The sequence below is a fragment of the Streptomyces sp. CS113 genome, assembly GCF_002188365.1.
Lineage (GTDB): Bacteria > Actinomycetota > Actinomycetes > Streptomycetales > Streptomycetaceae > Streptomyces > Streptomyces tendae.
Genome location: NZ_KZ195574.1, coordinates 2,757,146 through 2,775,145 on the forward strand (window position 1 = coordinate 2,757,146; position 18,000 = coordinate 2,775,145).

Annotated in this window: 16 protein-coding genes; 6 read left to right on the plus strand and 10 right to left on the minus strand. The window is 71.3% G+C overall.

The genetic code is table 11. The annotated features are described in order from the left end of the window. Window positions 1-177 precede the first annotated feature (177 nt). Window positions 178-1,917 carry an AfsR/SARP family transcriptional regulator gene (locus tag B9W62_RS11795; protein ID WP_373433681.1) on the plus strand — a complete coding sequence of 580 codons (1,740 nt, stop codon included), beginning with the start codon at window positions 178-180 and terminating at the stop codon, window positions 1,915-1,917. Between the two features lie 220 nt (window positions 1,918-2,137). On the opposite strand, the gene B9W62_RS11800 is transcribed toward B9W62_RS11795, so the two are convergent. Beyond that, window positions 2,138-5,128 (minus strand): AfsR/SARP family transcriptional regulator, encoded by a 2,991-nt coding sequence (locus tag B9W62_RS11800; protein ID WP_087807136.1) that lies wholly within the window; start codon window positions 5,126-5,128, stop codon window positions 2,138-2,140. A gap of 186 nt (window positions 5,129-5,314) precedes the next feature. On the opposite strand from B9W62_RS11800, the gene B9W62_RS39930 reads away from it, so the two are divergent. Together B9W62_RS39930 and B9W62_RS11805 are read left to right on the plus strand one after the other, a co-directional pair. Next, window positions 5,315-5,569, plus strand: coding sequence for a hypothetical protein (locus B9W62_RS39930; RefSeq protein ID WP_143665459.1), 255 nt, complete (start codon window positions 5,315-5,317; stop codon window positions 5,567-5,569). 11 nt (window positions 5,570-5,580) lie between these two features. After that, on the plus strand, window positions 5,581-6,999 hold the full coding sequence (locus B9W62_RS11805) for an MFS transporter (RefSeq protein ID WP_087807137.1): 1,419 nt from the start codon (window positions 5,581-5,583) through the stop codon (window positions 6,997-6,999). A 78-nt stretch (window positions 7,000-7,077) separates the two neighbouring features. Here the strand turns inward: B9W62_RS11805 and B9W62_RS11810 are convergent, their stop codons facing one another. Then, window positions 7,078-7,812, minus strand: coding sequence for a D-Ala-D-Ala carboxypeptidase family metallohydrolase (locus B9W62_RS11810; RefSeq protein ID WP_087807138.1), 735 nt, complete (start codon window positions 7,810-7,812; stop codon window positions 7,078-7,080). Between the two features lie 179 nt (window positions 7,813-7,991). Between B9W62_RS11810 and B9W62_RS11815 the strand changes: the two genes are divergently transcribed. Further along, window positions 7,992-8,549, plus strand: coding sequence for a glycoside hydrolase family 25 protein (locus B9W62_RS11815; RefSeq protein WP_087807139.1), 558 nt, complete (start codon window positions 7,992-7,994; stop codon window positions 8,547-8,549). A 5-nt stretch (window positions 8,550-8,554) separates the two neighbouring features. Here the strand turns inward: B9W62_RS11815 and B9W62_RS41210 are convergent, their stop codons facing one another. The 3 genes from B9W62_RS41210 to B9W62_RS40685 all read right to left on the minus strand — a co-directional run bounded on the left by B9W62_RS41210 (window position 8,555) and on the right by B9W62_RS40685 (window position 9,829). Continuing rightward, on the minus strand, window positions 8,555-9,001 hold the full coding sequence (locus B9W62_RS41210; RefSeq protein ID WP_087807140.1) for an endonuclease domain-containing protein: 447 nt from the start codon (window positions 8,999-9,001) through the stop codon (window positions 8,555-8,557). A 426-nt stretch (window positions 9,002-9,427) separates the two neighbouring features. Next, window positions 9,428-9,640: an EF-hand domain-containing protein gene (locus tag B9W62_RS11825; protein ID WP_087807141.1), complete on the minus strand. Its 213-nt coding sequence runs from the start codon at window positions 9,638-9,640 to the stop codon at window positions 9,428-9,430. A gap of 48 nt (window positions 9,641-9,688) precedes the next feature. After that, complete coding sequence (locus B9W62_RS40685) at window positions 9,689-9,829, minus strand: hypothetical protein (RefSeq protein WP_256976283.1); 141 nt, start codon at window positions 9,827-9,829, stop codon at window positions 9,689-9,691. Between the two features lie 48 nt (window positions 9,830-9,877). Between B9W62_RS40685 and B9W62_RS11830 the strand changes: the two genes are divergently transcribed. Then, on the plus strand, window positions 9,878-10,534 hold the full coding sequence (locus B9W62_RS11830) for a GNAT family N-acetyltransferase (protein ID WP_087807142.1): 657 nt from the start codon (window positions 9,878-9,880) through the stop codon (window positions 10,532-10,534). Window positions 10,535-10,550: 16 nt separating this feature from the next. Here B9W62_RS11830 and B9W62_RS11835 read toward each other — a convergent pair whose 3' ends face one another. From B9W62_RS11835 to B9W62_RS11855, 5 genes are all read right to left on the minus strand, one after another. After that, a complete protein-coding gene (locus B9W62_RS11835) occupies window positions 10,551-11,165 on the minus strand; it encodes an ADP-ribosyltransferase (protein ID WP_087807143.1) in 615 nt (204 codons plus the stop codon). 97 nt (window positions 11,166-11,262) lie between these two features. Beyond that, window positions 11,263-11,766 (minus strand): ATP-binding protein, encoded by a 504-nt coding sequence (locus B9W62_RS11840; protein WP_161378199.1) that lies wholly within the window; start codon window positions 11,764-11,766, stop codon window positions 11,263-11,265. A gap of 305 nt (window positions 11,767-12,071) precedes the next feature. Beyond that, window positions 12,072-12,839, minus strand: a complete 768-nt coding sequence (locus B9W62_RS11845) for an enoyl-CoA hydratase/isomerase family protein (RefSeq protein WP_087807145.1) — start codon at window positions 12,837-12,839, stop codon at window positions 12,072-12,074. A gap of 56 nt (window positions 12,840-12,895) precedes the next feature. Then, entirely contained in the window at window positions 12,896-14,098 is a 1,203-nt protein-coding gene (locus B9W62_RS11850) for a L,D-transpeptidase (RefSeq protein WP_087807146.1), read from the minus strand. A gap of 154 nt (window positions 14,099-14,252) precedes the next feature. Further along, window positions 14,253-15,491 carry a L,D-transpeptidase gene (locus B9W62_RS11855; RefSeq protein WP_087807147.1) on the minus strand — a complete coding sequence of 413 codons (1,239 nt, stop codon included), beginning with the start codon at window positions 15,489-15,491 and terminating at the stop codon, window positions 14,253-14,255. Window positions 15,492-15,646: 155 nt separating this feature from the next. Here B9W62_RS11855 and glgX point away from each other — a divergent pair, with 155 nt between their 5' ends. Next, window positions 15,647-17,965, plus strand: a complete 2,319-nt coding sequence (glgX, locus tag B9W62_RS11860) for a glycogen debranching protein GlgX (protein WP_087807148.1) — start codon at window positions 15,647-15,649, stop codon at window positions 17,963-17,965. Window positions 17,966-18,000 lie beyond the last annotated feature (35 nt).

Consider the following 18,000-nt stretch of genomic DNA (forward strand, 5'->3'; position numbering starts at 1 on the left):
GGGCTCCCGCATAGCTTCGTGGCGATACATCGATCGCACATGCCAGACGGGGGATGTCGCATGGACTTTCGAGTCCTCGGCCCAGTGGAAGCACACAGGGGCGGACTACACATTCCGCTCTCCGGATCCAAGGTTCACACGGTACTGGCGGCCCTGCTGCTCGCGAAGGGTCGCGTCGTGTCGGACAGCAGACTCAACTTCCTGCTGTGGGGGTGGGAACCGCCGGCCACGTCCGGCGCCCAGATCTACACGTACATGTCGCGGCTGCGCAAGCTCCTCGGCGACGAGGTGCGCATCGAGCGCAGACCGCCCGGCTATCTGCTCCAGGCCCCCGACAGTGCCGTGGACCTGCTGGAGTTCGAACGGCTGGACCGGCTCGGCCGGGCGGCGCTGGCGCAGCGTCGCCACCAGGAGGCGGGGGCGCTGCTCGCCGAGGCCCTCGGGCACTGGCGCGGCCCCGCCCTCGCCAACGTCACCGAGCACCTCGCCGACGCGGAGCTGCCGCAGCTGGACGAGGCCCGGATGCACACCCTGGAGAACCGCATCGAGGCCGACCTCGCGCTGGGCCGGCACGAGCAGCTCACCGCCGAACTCACCGGTCTGGTCGCCCAGCACCCGCTGCGCGAGAAGCTGCGGGCCCAGCTGATGACCGCCCTCTACCGCAGTGGCCGGCAGAGCGACGCCCTGCGGAGCTACTACGAGGGCCGCGGCCTCCTCGCCGACCAGCTCGGCATCGACCCCGGCGAGGCGCTCGGCGCGACCTACGCGGCCGTCCTCAAGGGCACCCGGGGGCCGGGCCCCGGCGGCGACACCCGGCCCGCGCGTCAGGAGCCGGCCGTTCCCGTCGCCCCCTGCACGCTGCCGCCGTCCGCCGGGGAACTCGCCGGCCGGGAGGCCGAGATCCGGACGCTGCGCACCCAGCTGGCGGAGTCGGTCACCGGACGGGGGCCGCGCCGTCTCCTGATCACCGGCATGGCCGGCGTGGGCAAGACCGCCCTGGCCGTGCACGTCGCGCACGCGGCGGCCGGGGACTTTCCCGACGGCCGGCTCCTGGTCGAGCTGTCGGAGGCGAACGGCCGCCCCCGCCGGCCGGACGACGTCCTCGCCGCGCTGCTGCGCGACCTCGGGGAGCCGCTGGAGGAGAGTGACACGCCTGCACCGGACGCGGGCGGGCAGGGCGACCGCAGGCAGTGCGAGGACCTCGTGCGGCTGCTCCGCGCCCGTACCGCGGGCCGTCAACTGCTGGTGGTGCTGGACGACGCGGCCGAGGGACGGCTGCTCGACCCGTTGCTGGCGGGCCTCCAGGGCGTCGTGGTGCTGATCACCGGCCGGACCAGACTCACCCAGGTCACCGGCGCCCGCACCACGGCACTCGCGCCGCTCGGTGCCCCCGCCTCCCTCGAGCTGCTGGCCGGCGTCACGGGCCGGGCCCGGCTGGCCGCGGAGCCCGACGCCACGCGGGAACTGCTCGGCCACTGCGGCGGGCTGCCGCTGGCGCTGCGTATCGCCGGGAGCCGTCTCCTCGCCCGCCCGTTCTGGCCGGTGGCCCGCCTCGCCCAGCGCATGGCGGCCCCGGAGAACCGGCTGCGGGAACTCTCCTACGGCGGCATGGACGTCGGCGCGGCCCTGCTGACGTCGCTGCACGCCCTGCCGTCGCCCGCGCGGTCGGCCCTGGTACGGCTGGCCGGTATGGGCGCCGAGCCCTTTCCCGCGCACCGGGCGGCCGGGGTGCTGGGCACGACGGAAGCGACCGCGGAACAGTGGCTGGAGCAACTCGTGGATGGTGCGCTGCTCGACCTGTGCGGCGTCGACCTGATGGGTCGGCCCTTCTACCGCTTCCACGAACTGGTGGTGCTTTTCGCCGCCGGCCTGCCGGCCTCGCCCCACACCGGTACGAGGTCGCCGGCCGGCCGGTGAAACGAGCCGGACACGGCAGCGGCCCCGCCCCGAGCCTTGCTCGGGGCGGGGCCGCTGCCGTGGGCTCAGTGCCAGCTCTCGTCGTCGGAGCCGGTGGCCGAAGCGGCGTGCCGGTGAGTGATGCGGACGTCCATTGTATTCCCCCCATGTACCGAAAGTGACGGTCGAATTCCTGGAGCACACGCTAATGCACTCGGTTTTCCCCTCGTTATCGAACGGATTATCCTCCCTGTTTCCCCGTGGGCCCTCTCTGCTCGGGCAGTTCGGCGATCGCGGCCCGGGCCCTCCGTGTCCACGCGTCGACACCGATACGTTCGAAATTGGCCAATGCTCCGAGGAGATTGCGCCGCGCCTCCTGGAAATCGCCGCATTGCAGACCGGCCGTGCCGAGCGCGAGTTTGATGCGTCCCTCGACGAGCGCGCTGTCCACCAGGGTCGCCGTCTCCAGCGCCTGCCGCAGCGTGATCCGCGCCTGCTCCCACCGTCCGGCGCCCATCCGGGCCTCGCCGAGCGCCAGCAGCCCGTGGGCCAGCCCCAGCATGTCCAGCCGGCCCCGCACGATGTGGATGACCCGGAGCAGGGCCTCCTCGGCGAGGTCGTACTCCCGGCGGGCCAGGTGCACACGGGCCAGCCGGTGGGTGCCCAGTGCCAGGCTGCGGGCGCCGCCCTCGCCGATCGCGGCCGAGACCCGTACCGACTCCTCGCTCAGCCGCAGCGCCTCGTCGATGTCGTCCCGGTCCAGGCAGATCTGCGCCATGTTGTTCAGCACGTGGGCCTCCGAGGAGCGGTCGCCGACCGTGCGGAAGACCTCCAGCGCCTCGGTGCTGTACCGCATGGCGGTGTCCAGTTCGCCGCGCATCTCGTCGATCATCGCCATGTTCCGCAGCACCAGGGCCCCGCCGTGTTCCTCCCCCGCCCGTTTGTGCAGCTCCCGTGCCCGGGTGAACAGGCCGTACGCCGTGGTGAAGTCCCGCTGACGCATGTCCAGCGCGCCGAGAGCGTGCAGCATCGCGGCCTCGCCGCGCGCGTTGCCCGCGGCGCGGGCCGCCGTCAGGGAGCGCTCGGCGCACTCGCGCCAGTCGTCGAGGTAGTTGCGGGTCTCGAAGAGCACAAGGAGGCAGAGGGTGAGGTCCCAGGCGAACTCGTCCATGCCGGCGTCCGCCGCCCGGGTGACGACCGCGCTCAGCGAGAGCCGCTCGGCCTCCAGCCAGTCCAGCGGCCGGGCCAGCAGGTGGTCGGCCGCCTCCGGCGGCAGCCGGTGCGGGACCGAGGCGCCGTGGATGATGCTGAAGTCCCCGCCGAAGGACCGCCGGTGGGCGTCGGCCGCCAGGAACAGGTAGGTACGGAACACCCGGTCCAGCACGGCGCGCCGCTCCTCGGCGCTCTCCTCCTGCGCGCGTTCCCTCGCGAACAGCCGCAGCAGGTTCTGGAACCGGTAGCGCGTGTGCCCGGACAGGTCCTGGCCGATCACGTCGAGGAACTGCGCGTCGACCAGCTCCTCTATGAGCCGTTCCCCGGTGTAGAGGTCGGTGTCGAGCAGGACGGCGGCCACCCAGGAGGAGAAGTCCGGCACGTCCAGCAGACCGAGTCTTCGGTACAGGCGCGCGGTCTGTTCGGCCAGCCCCCGGTAGGTCAGCGCGAAGCTGGCCCGCACCTGCGACTCGCCCTGGCTCAGTTCGTCCAGCCTCATCCGCTCGTCGCTGAGCCGGCGCACCAGGTGCTCGACGGTCCAGTGGGCTTTCGAGGCGAGCCGGGCTCCGGCGATGCGCAGCGCCAGCGGCAGCAGGTCGCACAGCTCGGCGAGGGTGGCGGCGGCGACCGGTTCGGCGGCGACGCGCTCCTCGCCGACGATGCCGCCCAGCAGCTCGACCGCCTCGTAGGTGGAGAGCGGCCCGAGCCGCACCCAGGCGCGCGGCGGCCAGGCCACCAGCTCCGGCAGCTGCTCGCGTCCGGTGACCAGTACACAGCAGCCGTCGCCGCTCGGCAGCAGCGGGCGCACCTGGGCGTAGCTGCGCACGTTGTCCAGTACGACGAGCACCCGGCGGTCGGCGAGCAGGCTCCGGTAGAGCGCGGCCCGCTCCTCCGGCTCGGCGGGTATCTGGCCCGCGGGCACGGACAGGGACCGCAGGAAGCGGCTGAGGACCTCGTCGGCGGTGGTGGGCTCCAACTGCTCGTCGTAGCCGTGGAGGTCGGCGAAGAGCTGGCCGTCGGGAAAGAGGCCGGCGACGCTGTGTGCCCAGTGGATGGCGAGTCCGGTCTTGCCGACTCCGGCGACGCCGGTGATCAGTCCGGTGGCCGGGCCGCGGGTGCCGCCGCCGGTGTCCAGCAGCTCGCCCAGCAGGGCCAGTTCCGCCTTCCGGCCGGCCAGCCTGGGCACGCCGGGCGGGAGTTCCAGCGGGTCGCCGACCGGGCTCGGCCGAGGCACCTGGTCGTCCTCGGGGTCGGGCACCGCCAGCGACCGCTCGTCCTGAAGGATCGCGTCGCGCAGTTCGGTCAGGGCGGGGCCGGGCTCGATGCCCAGCTCCTCCAGCAGCGCCCGTCGCCCTTCCTGGAAGGTCTCCAGCGCCTCGGCCCGCCGGCCGGAACGGTACTGCGCGGTGATCAGCTGGTGGCGGGCGCGCTCGCGCAGCGGGTGGCGCCGGACCATCGCCGCGAGGTCCGGCAGAACCCGCTGATGGTCGCCCAGTTGCAGGCGTACGGCGGTGGCGTCCTCGAAGGCGTTGAGGCGCAGCTCCTCCAGCCGCTGCGCCTCGTCCTCCACGCGCAGACCGCCGACGCCGACGAGCGGACGGCCGCGCCACAGCCGCAGTGCGTCCGCGTAGGCGCGGGACGCCTCCGGCAGCCGGTCCTCGCGCACCGCCGCCTCGGCCAGGGTGATCAGCTCGGTGAACTCGGCCATGTCCAGGGTGTGACGGCCCATCCGCAGGAGGTACCCGGGGTGGACCGTGACGATGACCTCCTCGGCACAGCCCGCGTTCTTGAACGCCTTGCGCAATGCCGCGATGCAGATGGAGATCTGGGTGCGCGCCGTGGCGGGCGGGCGCTCGTTCCACACCGACTCGATCAGCGCGTCGACCGGGACGACCCGGCCCGGGGTCAGGAGCAAAAGGGTGAGAATCGTTCGGTGCCGTGGTCCGCCCAGCGGCACCTGGACATCACCGACGCGTACTTCTGGTGGCCCCAGGATTCGGAACTCCAGCCGCTTCTCCATGCTCCCCTTGATCCCCGTAGACAGCGGACGGGTGGCAGCGGTGTCCCTGTCGCCATCGGAATTCGACGACTCGCCCCCGGAGCACACGATACGACGACGGATGGAGCTACTGCCCGGTAGAAGGTCGCTAACCGGCAGTAACGAAACAGGATTTGCGGAAAATCGCCGCTTCCGGACGTTGCGGGAATGAAGCTGAGTATCGCTCAGCTTTTGGCATACGGCCGGGAGTGCCGGGATCCCGCCGCCCATTTCCCGGACCCCCGGCTTCGCCATTTCTCCGAGCCGCCGGGCGGGCATCCCCTTGCCGGCTTCGCACCGTTCCGGGCCGCCGGCGCCTGTGCGGCCGGGAGGAGGAAGGAGGCGGGCGTCTCACATCGTGACATCCGCTTTCCGAAAAACAAGACGGCTGAGATCGTTGCAGGGCCCATGTTTCGCACGTGAAAGACCGAGCCATGCCCGCACCGGCCTCCGGCCCAGCAGCCCAGACACCCGTCAACCCCCGGTCGCGGGTTCTCGTCGCCAGCCTCATGGGCACGACGATCGAGTTCTACGACTTCTACATCTACGCGACCGCGGCCGTCCTCGTCTTCCCGAAGCTCTTCTTCCCGAGCAGCGACCCCACCACGGCACTGCTGTCGTCGTTCGCGGTCTTCGGCGCCGCGATGGTCGCCCGGCCGATCGGCGCCGTCTTCTTCGGACACCTCGGTGACCGGCTCGGCCGCAAGAAGACGCTGGTCGTCTCGCTGCTCACCATGGGCGTCGCCACCTTCCTCATCGGCGCCCTGCCGACCTACGCGCAGGCCGGCTGGCTCGCCACCGCGCTGCTCGTGCTGATGCGGCTCGCGCAGGGCTTCGCGCTCGGCGGCGAGTGGAGCGGGGCCGCGCTGGTCGCGACCGAGAACGCGCCCCGCGGCAAGCGCGCCCTGTACGGGACCTTCCCGCAGCTGGGCGCCCCGCTCGGCTTCATCATCGGCAACGGCCTGTTCCTGATCATCGGGGCGCTGCTGCCCTCCGACGCCGGCGCCGACCCCACGCAGCCGTCCGAGGCCTTCGCGAGCTGGGGCTGGCGCATCCCGTTCCTGTTCTCCGCCGTGATGGTCGCGATCGGCCTGTGGGTGCGCTCGCGGCTCGTGGAGTCGGCGGTGTTCGCCAAGACCCGGGAGGCCGGCCAGGTGCACAAGCTCCCGCTGGCCACCGTGGTCCAGGGCCACTGGAGGCAACTGGTCCTCGGCACCTTCATCATGCTGGCGACGTACGTGCTCTTCTACCTGATGACCACGTTCTCGCTCAGCTACGGCCGTGCCGCGAAGGACGCCGACGTGCCGGGGCTCGGGTACAGCTACACCACGTTCGTCCTGATGATGATCTTCGGCGTGCTGTTCTTCGCCGTGTTCACCCTGGTCTCCGGCCCGCTCGCCGACAAGTACGGGCGCCGCACCACCCTGGTCTGGATCACCGCCGCGATCGTGGTCTTCGGCCTGGTCTGGGTGCCGCTGATCGGCCTGGGCACGCTCGGTGTGGTGCTGTGGCTGGTGCTCGGCTTCACGCTGATGGGCATGACCTTCGGCCCGATGGGCGCGCTGCTGCCGGAGCTGTTCCCGACGAGTGTGCGCTACACCGGATCCGGTATCTCGTACAACGTCAGCTCGATCCTCGGCGCGGCCGTCGCCCCGTTCATAGCGGTGGCGCTGTGGGAGGCCGGTGACGGGTCGCCGTGGCTGGTCGGCGTCTACCTCTCCGCGATGGCCGTGCTGACGCTGACCGCCCTGCTGCTCGGCAAGGAGACCAAGGACGTCTCCCTGGACGAGGGCGAGCCCGGCTCCGCCGAGGACGACCGGGAGAGCCCCCGGGCGGGCGCGGTCGCCTCCTGAGCCTCCGGGTCCGCCCCTTGATCCCCGCCCGCGCCGTACGCCGGGCGCCTGTGAGCCCGGCGTACGGTCACCGGCGGCTCAGATGCCGCAGTTGGGGGCCGACCAGTACGGCGACGGGTCGAAGGCCACGTGGGTGTGGTCGTTGTGGCCGGGGTAGCCCGGGCCGAGGATCTCCGAGAAGCCGTGGGTCCTGGACTGCTGGGCGAGCCGGCAGAAGCTGGGCGAGCCGGTGAGGTCGGCGGCGTCGCCGTAGAGGTGGCGGCTGGTGGCCGAACCGCCGACCGCGCTGTTGCAGGCGCGGGAGCGGAAACCGCTGGAGATCGTGATCGGCACGTCGCCGAGGGCGTGCCGCATCGCCTCCAGCTTCCACATGGTCTTCAGCGCGTTGGCCTTGGCGGTGGCGGCGGAGACCGCGCCGCCCGACCAGTCCGAGTTGCACTTGTTGAGTTCCGCGTAGGTGAAGTGGACGGGCGTGCAGTCCGCGTCCTGGAGCGCGTAGATCTTGCTGAAGGTCGCCGGGCCGGCGACGCCGTCCGCGCCCAGGCCGTAGGCGGCCTGGAACTTCTTGACCGCGGCGGCGGTCCGGGCGCCGTACTGGCCGTCGTAGGAGAGCCGTTCGCCGGAGGTGACCCAGCCCGCGACGCGGATCTGGAGCTGCGTCACGTCGCTGCCGGAGGACCCCTGGGACAGGGTGCGGTTCCAGGTGTAGCAGGAGTCGGCGTGCGCGGCGCCGGCGGTGGCGCCCACCCCGACCACCGCGCCAGCCATGAGCATGACAAATGAGAGAAGGAGACGTGACACGCGTCTGAACATCCCGGCCTCCCGACCGTCGAGTCGTCCGTGAACCGGAGCCCAGCGTGCGGCACCGTGCTACGCGCGTCAATGGCGCCCGTGCGAAGGGAAGTCGACGTTTCCGCCTCCGACGCGGATCACCCGTGCCATCGTGGGGAATAACCAACTCCCGTCCCCCCACAGCCTTTCAGGGAGGCCCCATGCTGCGTGGCATCGACGTCAGCGCGTACCAGTCCTCCAGCTACGACACGGACGGCCTCTCCTTCGTCTTCGTGAAGGCGACGGAGGGCCGTTCGTACGTCAACCCCAAACTCGCGGCCCAGACCGAGCGGGCCCGCGACGCCGGACTCGTCGTCGGCTTCTACCACTTCCTGTGGCCGGGCAACCTCACCGCCCAGGCCGAGTACTTCGTCTCCAAGGCCCCCGACCGCAAGGGCGACATCCTCGCCGTCGACTGGGAGACGACAGGAGAGGGCACCCATGCAAGCAACGCCGAGAAGGACAGCTTCATTCGCAAGCTGAAGACGCTGCGGCCGGACAACCGGGTCATTCTCTATGCGAACAGAAACTACTGGCTGACCGTGGACACCACGTCGTATGCGGGCGATGGCCTGTGGATCGCCGACTACGTCTCGGCCGGCAAGCCGCGCATCCAGGCCAAGTGGCGCTTCCACCAGTACACGGACGACCCGCTGGACCAGAATGTCGCCGCCTTCGAGAGCAAGTCGACCCTCAAGGCATGGGCCGAAGGCGCTTGATGCACCTATGCAGCTGCGGGTGGCGTCACTTCCATCCGCAGCCGCCTCGCCGGGGGAAGTGACAAGTAACTATTCAGCAAGCCGAACGTGCGGAGCTGGGGCGGCAGGGCCTCGTACCAGCCCAGTCCGTGATAGTTGCATCGGTTGCAGAGCAAGCCCCGTACGCAGGCGCCACAACTGCGCCCGACAGGGCAACACGCATGGTCGTGATCGATGTGCATCGTCACTTCAGCCGGCGCCGGATCGCCACAGATGGCACACTTCCCCTCCTGGATCAGAAGTAGTTGCTCAACGAACTCCCTGGTCACGTTGTAGTGCCGCAGGCGAACACGTTCCGCGTTGCACGGCTTGCAATACGGTCGTGGGTCACCTGAGACATTGAGCTTCGAGAACTCTGACAGCGGTTTGCACTGGCGACAGTGGAGACACTGGATGGCTCCGAGTTGGACCATCTCCCGAATGGCCCCGTTTCACCTCTTCTTCTTCAACGGCGCAAGCGGTTGCCCGCTCCGCTGTTGCTGATAGTGCCCGCTGCAGAGTCGCCTGGCGGACACCGCCCTCTCGCACCCACGGAAGTCGCATGTTCGACTTTCCGCCGAGGCCCGCTGAAGGTTGATCGGCGCCATGATGCCGCGCCTTCGAAGCTGCGCATAGTGCGTCTTGCACAAGCCCTGCGTCAGCGGATATCGGACAGAGGACCGACCACATGCCCACCCGTCCCCCTCAGCACGACACACCTGCATCGGTCCCCACCCACTCGCACTCAATCGGCTCTTCACCGGAGTAACGAGAGATCCGAACACGTGTAACGCCATAGCCACGACGCACGAAGAAGGCGCCCGTCCCGGGTGACCGGCGGGCGCCCCTTCACCGTGCCGTCACTTGTTCAGGTGGGCCCAGAACTCGTCGAACGACAGCTGCTTGTCGCCGTCGAGGTCGCGGCCGGCGATGACCGCCTCGGCCACCGACTCGGTGACGTTCCAGTCGCCGCCCTGGGCGAGCGCGGTCTTGAACTCGGCCGCGGTGATGAGGCCGTCACCGTCCGTGTCGATCCGCTCGAACTGCTTGCGTGCTTCCTCGATGTCGGCCACCGGTCCGCCCCTCGTTGCGTGCATTGGGTCCATCTGACGCAGGTCAGATTAACCGGCCGGCCGAGCGCCCAGTGCGGCGACCACCCACCTGAACTGCTCCTCGTGGGCGGAGGGCGGCTCAGGCCGTGCACGATCGCCGATGGCGGCCGGTTCGCCGATGGTCATGGGGTCGGTGCCGTCGTCGGTCACGTCTGGGAGTGTGTGCCTTCCAGTGGGTGGAGACTCGAGGAGCGCGGTGTGGCGGAGAGCCTGCGGGAGATTCTGGACGCGGCGGCGCGGGGGGTGTTCCCCCCGGCGGACGGCGGGACGAGCGTCGTGCCGCAGCCCGGCGGCCGGGACGCGGGGGTCATCGCCTTCACGGCGCACTCGGTGGTCTTCACCGACGAGGACGAGGGGTGGGTGCGCAAGACCCTGGCGTCGCTGGAGTGCGACCCTCCCCCAGAGGGGGGACCCCCAGCCGCGACGATGCGCGCCCGGTTCCTGACGGCGTTCGCGCAGCGCACGGGACGTGCGACGGACACGATCGACGTGCTGCTGACCGGTGCCCCACTCCCGGGGTGCCCGGAGGTCGCGCTGACGGAGGTCGCCGATCCGGGGCATCCCCGCGTGGTCGCGGCCCGGCGGCGGCGCGACGGGGTGCGGGTGTGGTCGGCGGACGGCGGGGTGCTGGTGCTGGGCCGCGGGGTCGGCGGGCGGCTGGAGGTGGCCGTGGAGGTGGCGGAGGGCGCCCGGCACCGGGGGCTGGGGCGGCGGCTGGTGACGGCGGCGCGGCAGCTGGCCGGGGGTGAGGTGGTGTGGGCGCAGGTTTCGGCGGGGAACGCCCGCAGTCTGCGGGCGTTCCAGGCGGCGGGTTACCGGCCGGTGGGGTCGGAGGCGCTGTTCCTGCGCCCCTGAGCCGGGGCGGTCGGGGTCAGTGCCAGGGCTGGTAGTGCGGGTTGCTCTCGCAGTCGCTCATGATCTCGGTCTTGGTCTGCCGGTCGACCGGGCAGACGCCGATGATGTACTTCCGCTGGATGCCGCCGGGGAAGGCGACCTCGACCTGGTCGGCCCACTTGTGGGTGTCGCCGATGGTCTTGTTGACGTCGATGCCGCCGGGGGCGTCGATGTAGTAGTTGTAGCCGGACTTGTACCAGGTCTTGTAGAGGTCGTGGTCGTAGCTGGTCGAGACGTACGGCGAGGGCTGGTTGACCAGGACGTACTTCTCGACGTCGTACTGGCCGTTCTGGACGTCCTTGGCGTGGAAGCCCTCCTCGAAGACGACCTGCGGGCCGCGGCTGTCGCTGCGGTAGAGGGTGCCGCAGGTGGTGCGCCAGACCGGCTCGGGGGTGATGCGGTCGACGTCGACGCCGCGGTCGGCGGCGGCCTTGGTCTTGTCGTCGAACTGGGGGCAGGCCGGGGCGGCTTTGGCGGGGGCGGCCGCCGGGGCCGGGGCGGCTCCGGGGGCGGTGGCGGCGGTGGTGGCGAGGACCGCGGAGAGCGACAGGACGGCGGCGGCGGTCCGCCGGCGCAGACGAGTGGTGATCATGCGGATACGATCCCGGTTATGGAGGGGAGCGTTCCGGATTCTCACCCTTAGGTGGCGTGTCCGGCGAACCGGCTTGCCTCCAGCGGCAGATGGACGCTCAGCGGTCCACGACCCGCATCTCGAACCAGGTGGTCTTCCCGCGCGGCAGCAGGTCCACGCCCCACCGGTCGGAGAGCTTGTCGACGAGGAAGAGGCCGCGCCCGCTGATGTCCGTCTCCTGCACCGGCATCAGACAGGGCAGCCCGCGGGAGGGGTCGCGGACCTCGACCCGGATCCAGCCGGGGCGGCGGCGCATGTGGAGGCCGAAGACCCGGGCGCCGGTGTGGCGTACGGCGTTGCCGACCAGCTCGGAGACGAGCAGGACGGCGTCCTCCGTGACCTTGGGGCCCAGTTGCCACTGGCGCAGGGCGACGACCTGGGCCAGGCGGCGGGCGGTGGCGGCGGACTCGGGACGGGAGGGTAACGGAACCTCGCGCTCCGTAGGGTTGCCGAACAGCTCCAGCGCCTTGAGTGCGCGCTCGTCCTCGACCGCCGGCGACCAGCGCGCCGCGGTCGCACGTCCGGCTCCCCGCGGCAGTTCCGTACCATCCAGCCCCGCCATGCCCCCATCATGGCCGCCCTCGGGGGCCTCCGGGGCCGTTCCCGGGGAATACGCCCCCGTGGCCGCCGGGCCGGGCGACGGTCCATCGGCATATGCCGCAGGCAGTTCGGGACCGGAAACAGCCCCACTGACCTGGGCGAACGGCTCGGCCGGAGACAAGCGACGGACTCCCTCGACAAGGCGCGCTTAATGGTGCGTTAAGGCTGCCATAAACCGCCCCATCGAGGGACCCGGATCAGACAACGCGTCAATTGCAAGAGGGAGACGCCGACTTCGGGTGCGACATGCGTCCCGTGCGGCAGGTGTCAGAGGAACTTCGCCTTGCCGGGGCCCTCTTCCACGAAGCTGCGCATCCCGCGCTCGCGGTCCTCGGTGGCGAACAGGCCCGCGAACCAGTTGCGCTCGACGGCGAGGCCGGTCTCGATGTCCGTCTCCAGACCCGTGTCGATCGCCTCCTTCGCCGCGCGCAGGGCGATGGCGGGGCCCTTGGCGAGCCGTGCGGCCCAGGCGTGCGCCTGCTCGTAGACCTCGGCGGCCGGGACCACCCGGTCCACCAGGCCGAGCGCGAGCGCCTCGTCGGCCTTCACCTGGCGGCCGGTGAAGATCAGGTCCTTGGCCTTGGAGGGGCCGACGAGCCGGGACAGCCGCTGGGTGCCGCCCGCGCCGGGGATCAGCCCGAGCAGGATCTCGGGCTGGCCCAGCTTGGCGTTCTCCCCCGCGATGCGGAAGTCGGCGCAGAGGGCGAGTTCGCAGCCGCCGCCCAGCGCGTAGCCGGTGACGGCCGCGACCACCGGCTTGGGGATGCGGGCCACCGCGGTGAAGGAGTCTTGCAGGGCGCGGGACCGCGCGATCATCGCCGCGTGGTCCATCACCTGCATCTCCTTGATGTCCGCGCCCGCCGCGAACACCTTCTCGCCGCCGTGGATCACCACGGCGCGCACGTCCTCGCGCCGGGTGACCTCCTCGGCCAGCTCCTTCAAACGGTCCTGGGTGGCGACGTCCAGCGCGTTCATGGGCGGGCGGTCCAGGCGCAGTGTACCGACGCCGTCCGCGACTTCGAGATGTACGGTCATGCTCCGCAGGTTAGCGGGCGTTCACTCGCCGTGGCAGTCGCCCCCGCGCCTTCCCCTCAGGCCTTCCACTTCTCCCAGGACATGTTCCAGCCGTTGAGGCCGTTGTCGGGGGCGATGGTGGCGTCCTCGGAGTTCTTGACCACGACCACGTCGCCGATGATCGAGTTCTCGAAGAACCAGCGGGCCGGCGCCCCTTCGTCCCAGCCGCCGCGCACGTCGCGCAGGCCGATGCAGCCGTGGCTGGCGTTGCGGTTGCCGAAGGCGTCGCCGCCCCAGTAGTTGCCGTGGATGAAGGTGCCGGAGGTGGACAGGCGCATGGCGTGCGGGACGTCCTTGATGTCGTACTCGCCGCCGTAGCCGACGGTCTCGCCGTTCATGCGGGTCACCGCAAGCCGCTCGGTGATGACCATCTGGCCGTTCCAGGTCTCGTAGCCGGGCGCGCCGGTGGTGACGGGGATGGTCTTGACGGTCTTGCCGTCCCGCACGACCTTCATCGTGTGCTTCTTGGCGTCCACGACGGAGACCTGGCTGCGGCCGACGGTGAAGGAGACGGTCTTGGCCTGCTCGCCGTAGACGTCGTCGCGGCCCTCGACGCCGTCGAGGTTGAGGTCGACGGTGACCTTGGTGCCGGCCTTCCAGTACTTCTCGGGGCGGAAGTCGAGGCGGTCGTTGCCGAACCAGTGGCCCTCGACCTCGACGGCCGGCTCGGTCTTGACGGTGATGGCCTTCTCGACGTCCTCCGGGTTGGTGATGCCCCGGGTGAAGCGGATCGAGAACGGCATGCCCACGCCGACCTTCGAGCCGTCCTCCGGCGTGAAGGTGCCGACGAAGGTGTTCTTCGGGGTCAGGGTGGTGAAGCGGGAGTCCTCGGCGGCGGTGCGGCCCTCGGAGTCCTTGGCGACCGCGTGCACGCTGTAGGTGGTGGCGGCGGCCAGGTGGGTGGACGGCGTCCAGGTGGCGCCGTCCCCGGATATCTTCCCGTCGACCTTCGCGCCCTTGCCGTCCTTGACGACGACCTCGGTGAGCCTGCCCTTCGCGGCGCCGACCTTCAGGGCGCCGCTGGTGTCGACGGCCTTGGCCCCGTTGGCGGGGGCGATGGTGACCACGGCCTCGGACTGCTTGCTCTGTGCCGCGGTGGCGTCCTTGGCCTTCTCCCCGTTGCCGTCCCCGGCCCCCGAGCCCGAACCGCTGCCACCGCACGCGGTGACGGTCAGCATCAGCAGCCCGAGTACCGCCCCCGCTATCGGACGCACGTTCACCCTTGTCTCCCCTCGCCGGGCCCGGTCCGGCCCGCACCCCTGTGCGCCCGCGCGCACCGGCGCATCGTAACCGCAGGCCAGGGGGTTGCGGGACAGGTGAATTGTCACCGTTCCGTACCGAGTTGGCGGGAGGGGGCCGCGCGACGCGGCCGGGTCACTTCACCGCGCTGCCCGCCTTCCATTGCTTCCACTTCATGTTCCAGCCACCCAGGCCGTTGTCGGGGGCCACGGTCTTGTCCTTGCTGCGGACCACCTCGACGACGTCGCCGACGAGGCTGCGGTCGAAGAACCAGCCCGCCGGGGTGTCGGAGCCGCCGCCCTTGTCGTCGCGCAGTCCGACGCAGCCGTGGCTGACGTTGGCCCGGCCGAAGGTGTCGGCGGGCGCCCAGTAGTTGCCGTGCAGGAAGGTGCCGGAGCTGGTCAGGCGGATGGCGTGCGGGACGTCGGGGATGTCGTACTCGCCGCCGAAGCCGACCGTGCGGCTGTTCATGCGGGTGACCTCGAGCATCTCGGTGATCACCATCCGGCCGTTGTAGGTGGGGGTCGTCGGCGCCCCCGCGGTGATCGGCACGGTGGCCAGCAGGGTGCCGTCGCGGCGCACCTCCATGGTCCGCTCGACGGCGTCGACGCGGGAGACCTGGCTGCGGCCGACGGTGAAGGAGACCTTCTTGTGCTGGAGCCCGTAGACCCCCTTGGCGCCCTCGACGTCGCGCAGGTCCAGGTCGACGGTGACCTCGGTGCCGGGCTTCCAGTACTCCTTGGGCCGGAAGTCCAGGCGGTCCTTGCCGAACCAGTGGGGGCGGATCTCGGTGGCGGGCTCCGCGGTGACGGTGACGGCGCGTTCGACGGCGGCGCGGTCGGTGAGCTCGCGGTTGAACTCCAGCGAGACGATCATGCCGGTGCCGACGACCGAGCGGTGCTCGGGGGCGACGTAGGCGATGAAGCGTTCCTCGGGGACCTCGGTGGTGAACGTGGTGTGCCGGGCCGAGCGGTGTCCGCCGCCGTCCAGGGCGACGGCGTCGACGGTGTACTTGGCGGCGAGGGCGAGCCGGTCGTCATCGGGCCGCCAGCTCAGGCCGTCCTCGGAGATCCGGCCGGGCACCGGGGTCTCCTGCGCGTCCTGCGACCTGACGACCCGCACCGACTCCAGGCGTCCGTCGGGCACCCGCACCGACAGCTTCCCGTCCGGCTTGACGGCCTTGCTGCCGTCGTCCGGGGTGACGCGGATGACGTCCTCGGCGGCGGGTCGCTTGCCGAACATCTCGCCGATGCCGGAGCCGATGCCGCCGCCGTCCGAGGTGCATCCGGCGGCCCCGGCCAGCAGTCCTGCCCATGTCAGTAGGGCGGCCAGAGCGGCGCCCGCGCGCCGTGCGCGCCCGTGTACGTGCCTCACATCCACCCGTAACGACCGGTCGGCCCTGGGGAAACGTGAGTGCGAGCCACCCGGTGGGCAGAACTGTGGGGAGGACGACGCGACGGGGAGCAGCGGCCGGGACGCCGCACGCCCTCCTGCCGGACGTCATTCCACGAGCCGTGGGAGGCTGACAGGTGTCCAGCGCAGCCGAGCAGGAGGCGGTGCCCGGGGAGCGGGCCGCCGCGGACGGGCGGGGCCTCGCGAAGGGGCGGGCCGCCGCGGACGGACTCCCCGCCGGCGTGGTCAACGGCGCGCGCCGCACCGCGCCGCCGTCCGCCGTGCCGGCCCGGCCGGGCACGCCGGTGCCGCTGGGCGCCCGGTTCCGGACCGGCGCCGACCAGGTGGCGGGGACCAACTTCGCGCTGTGGGCGGGCGGGGCGGAGGCGGTGGAGCTGTGCCTGTTCGACGGGCCGGGTCCCGGTGCGCGGGAGAGCCGGGTGCGGCTGACCGAGCTGACGCACGAGATCTGGCACGGCTTCGTACCGGGCGTCCGTCCGGGGCAGCGCTACGGCTATCGGGTGCACGGCCGCTGGGACCCGTGGACCGGCGCCCGCTGGAACCCGGCGAAGTTGCTCCTCGACCCGTACGCCCGCGCCGTGGACGGCGCCGAGGGCAACGATTACGGCGCGCTGCCGCCCGAGGTGTACGGGCACGTGCGCGACTGGCCGGAGCAGCGGGTCGCGGACACCGTGCGCGACGACCGCGACTCGGCGCCGTACGTCCCCAAGGGCGTCGTGGTCCACGACGACGCCACCGACGACGAATGGACGTACGACCGGCGGCCCAAGACGCCGTGGGCGGACTCGGTCATCTACGAGCTGCACGTGCGCGGCTTCACCAAGCTCCATCCGGACATCCCGCCCGAGCTGCGCGGCACCTACGCGGGGCTCGCGCACCCGGCGGCGATCGAGCACCTGACGCGGCTGGGCGTGACGGCGGTGGAGCTGCTGCCGGTGCACCAGTTCGCGCACGAGAGCCATCTGCTGGAGCGCGGGCTGAGGAACTACTGGGGCTACAACTCGGTCGGCTACTTCGCGCCGCACGCCGCCTACGCCGCCTCCGGCACCACCGGTGAACAGGTGGGCGAGTTCAAGCGGATGGTGCGCGCGCTGCACGCGGCCGGCATCGAGGTGATCCTCGACGTGGTCTACAACCACACGGCGGAGGCGGGCGAGCTGGGCCCGACGCTCTCCCTGAAGGGCATCGACAACCGCGGCTACTACCGCCTCCAGCCCGACGCCCGCCGGTACGCCGACTACACCGGCTGCGGCAACACCCTGCACGTGGTCCAGCCGCACGTGCTGCGCCTGATCACCGACTCGCTGCGCTACTGGGTCACCGAGATGGGCGTGGACGGCTTCCGCTTCGACCTGGCGGCGGCGCTGGCCCGCTCGATGCACGACGTCGACATGCTCTCCCCCTTCCTCGCGGTGATCGGGCAGGACCCGGTGCTGCGCCGGGTGAAGCTGATCGCCGAGCCGTGGGACGTGGGCTCGGGCGGCTACCAGGTGGGTGCCTTCCCGCCGTTGTGGACCGAGTGGAACGACCGCTACCGCGACGCGGTGCGGGACTTCTGGCGGCACGCGCTGCCGGACGTACGGGAGATGGGATACCGCCTGTCGGGCTCCAGCGACCTGTACGCGTGGGGCGGGCGGCGGCCGTACGCCTCGGTCAACTTCGTCACCGCGCACGACGGCTTCACGCTGCGGGACCTCGTGTCGTACGACCGCAAGCACAACGAGGCCAACGGCGAGGGCAACCGGGACGGCACGGACGACAACCGGTCCTGGAACTGCGGCGCGGAGGGCGAGACGGACGACGCGGAGGTGCGCGCGCTGCGGCGGCGCCAGCTGCGCAACCTGCTGACCACACTGCTGCTGTCGACCGGGGTGCCGATGCTGGTCGCGGGCGACGAGATGGGCCGCACCCAGCGCGGCAGCAACAACGCCTACTGCCAGGACAACGAGACGAGCTGGGTGGACTGGAGCCTGCGGGAGGACCCGCAGTGGGCCCCCCTGTTCGCGCTGGCCTCCCGGCTGATCGCCCTGCGCCACCGCCACCCGGTGCTGCGCCGCCGTGCCTTCTTCTCCGGTCGGCCGCACTCCGCGGACGGCCTGCGCGACCTGGCCTGGTTCACCGCGGGCGGCACCGAGATGACGGAGCGGGACTGGTACGCCCCCGCCGCCACGCTGGGCATGTACCTGTCCGGGCGGGACATCCCCGGCCGCGACGAGCGCGGCGACCCGATCACCGACGACAGCTTCCTGGCCGTCCTGCACGCGGGCGAGGAGCCGGCCGGCTTCGTCCTGCCGGGCGCCCCGTGGGCGGAGCGGTACGAGGTGGTCGTCGACACCGGCCGGGAGGAGCAGGACGAGGCACCGGGCGCGGTGCATCCGGCGGGGGCGCCGATCACGGTCGCGGCCCGGACGGTGCTGCTGCTGCGGGCGGGGTGAGGGCCCGGGCCTTCCCCACGGCCCGGCGGCGCGGT

What these genes read in the sequence shown, in the direction of transcription:
- B9W62_RS11800 (WP_087807136.1), bottom strand. Translation starts at nt 5,128, where the DNA reads ATGGAGAAGCGGCTGGAGTTCCGAATCCTGGGGCCACCAGAAGTACGC.
- B9W62_RS39930 (WP_143665459.1), top strand. Translation starts at nt 5,315, where the DNA reads ATGAAGCTGAGTATCGCTCAGCTTTTGGCATACGGCCGGGAGTGCCGG.
- B9W62_RS11805 (WP_087807137.1), top strand. Translation starts at nt 5,581, where the DNA reads ATGCCCGCACCGGCCTCCGGCCCAGCAGCCCAGACACCCGTCAACCCC.
- B9W62_RS11810 (WP_087807138.1), bottom strand. Translation starts at nt 7,812, where the DNA reads ATGTTCAGACGCGTGTCACGTCTCCTTCTCTCATTTGTCATGCTCATG.
- B9W62_RS11815 (WP_087807139.1), top strand. Translation starts at nt 7,992, where the DNA reads ATGCTGCGTGGCATCGACGTCAGCGCGTACCAGTCCTCCAGCTACGAC.
- B9W62_RS41210 (WP_087807140.1), bottom strand. Translation starts at nt 9,001, where the DNA reads ATGGTCCAACTCGGAGCCATCCAGTGTCTCCACTGTCGCCAGTGCAAA.
- B9W62_RS11835 (WP_087807143.1), bottom strand. Translation starts at nt 11,165, where the DNA reads ATGATCACCACTCGTCTGCGCCGGCGGACCGCCGCCGCCGTCCTGTCG.
- B9W62_RS11840 (WP_161378199.1), bottom strand. Translation starts at nt 11,766, where the DNA reads ATGGCGGGGCTGGATGGTACGGAACTGCCGCGGGGAGCCGGACGTGCG.
- B9W62_RS11845 (WP_087807145.1), bottom strand. Translation starts at nt 12,839, where the DNA reads ATGACCGTACATCTCGAAGTCGCGGACGGCGTCGGTACACTGCGCCTG.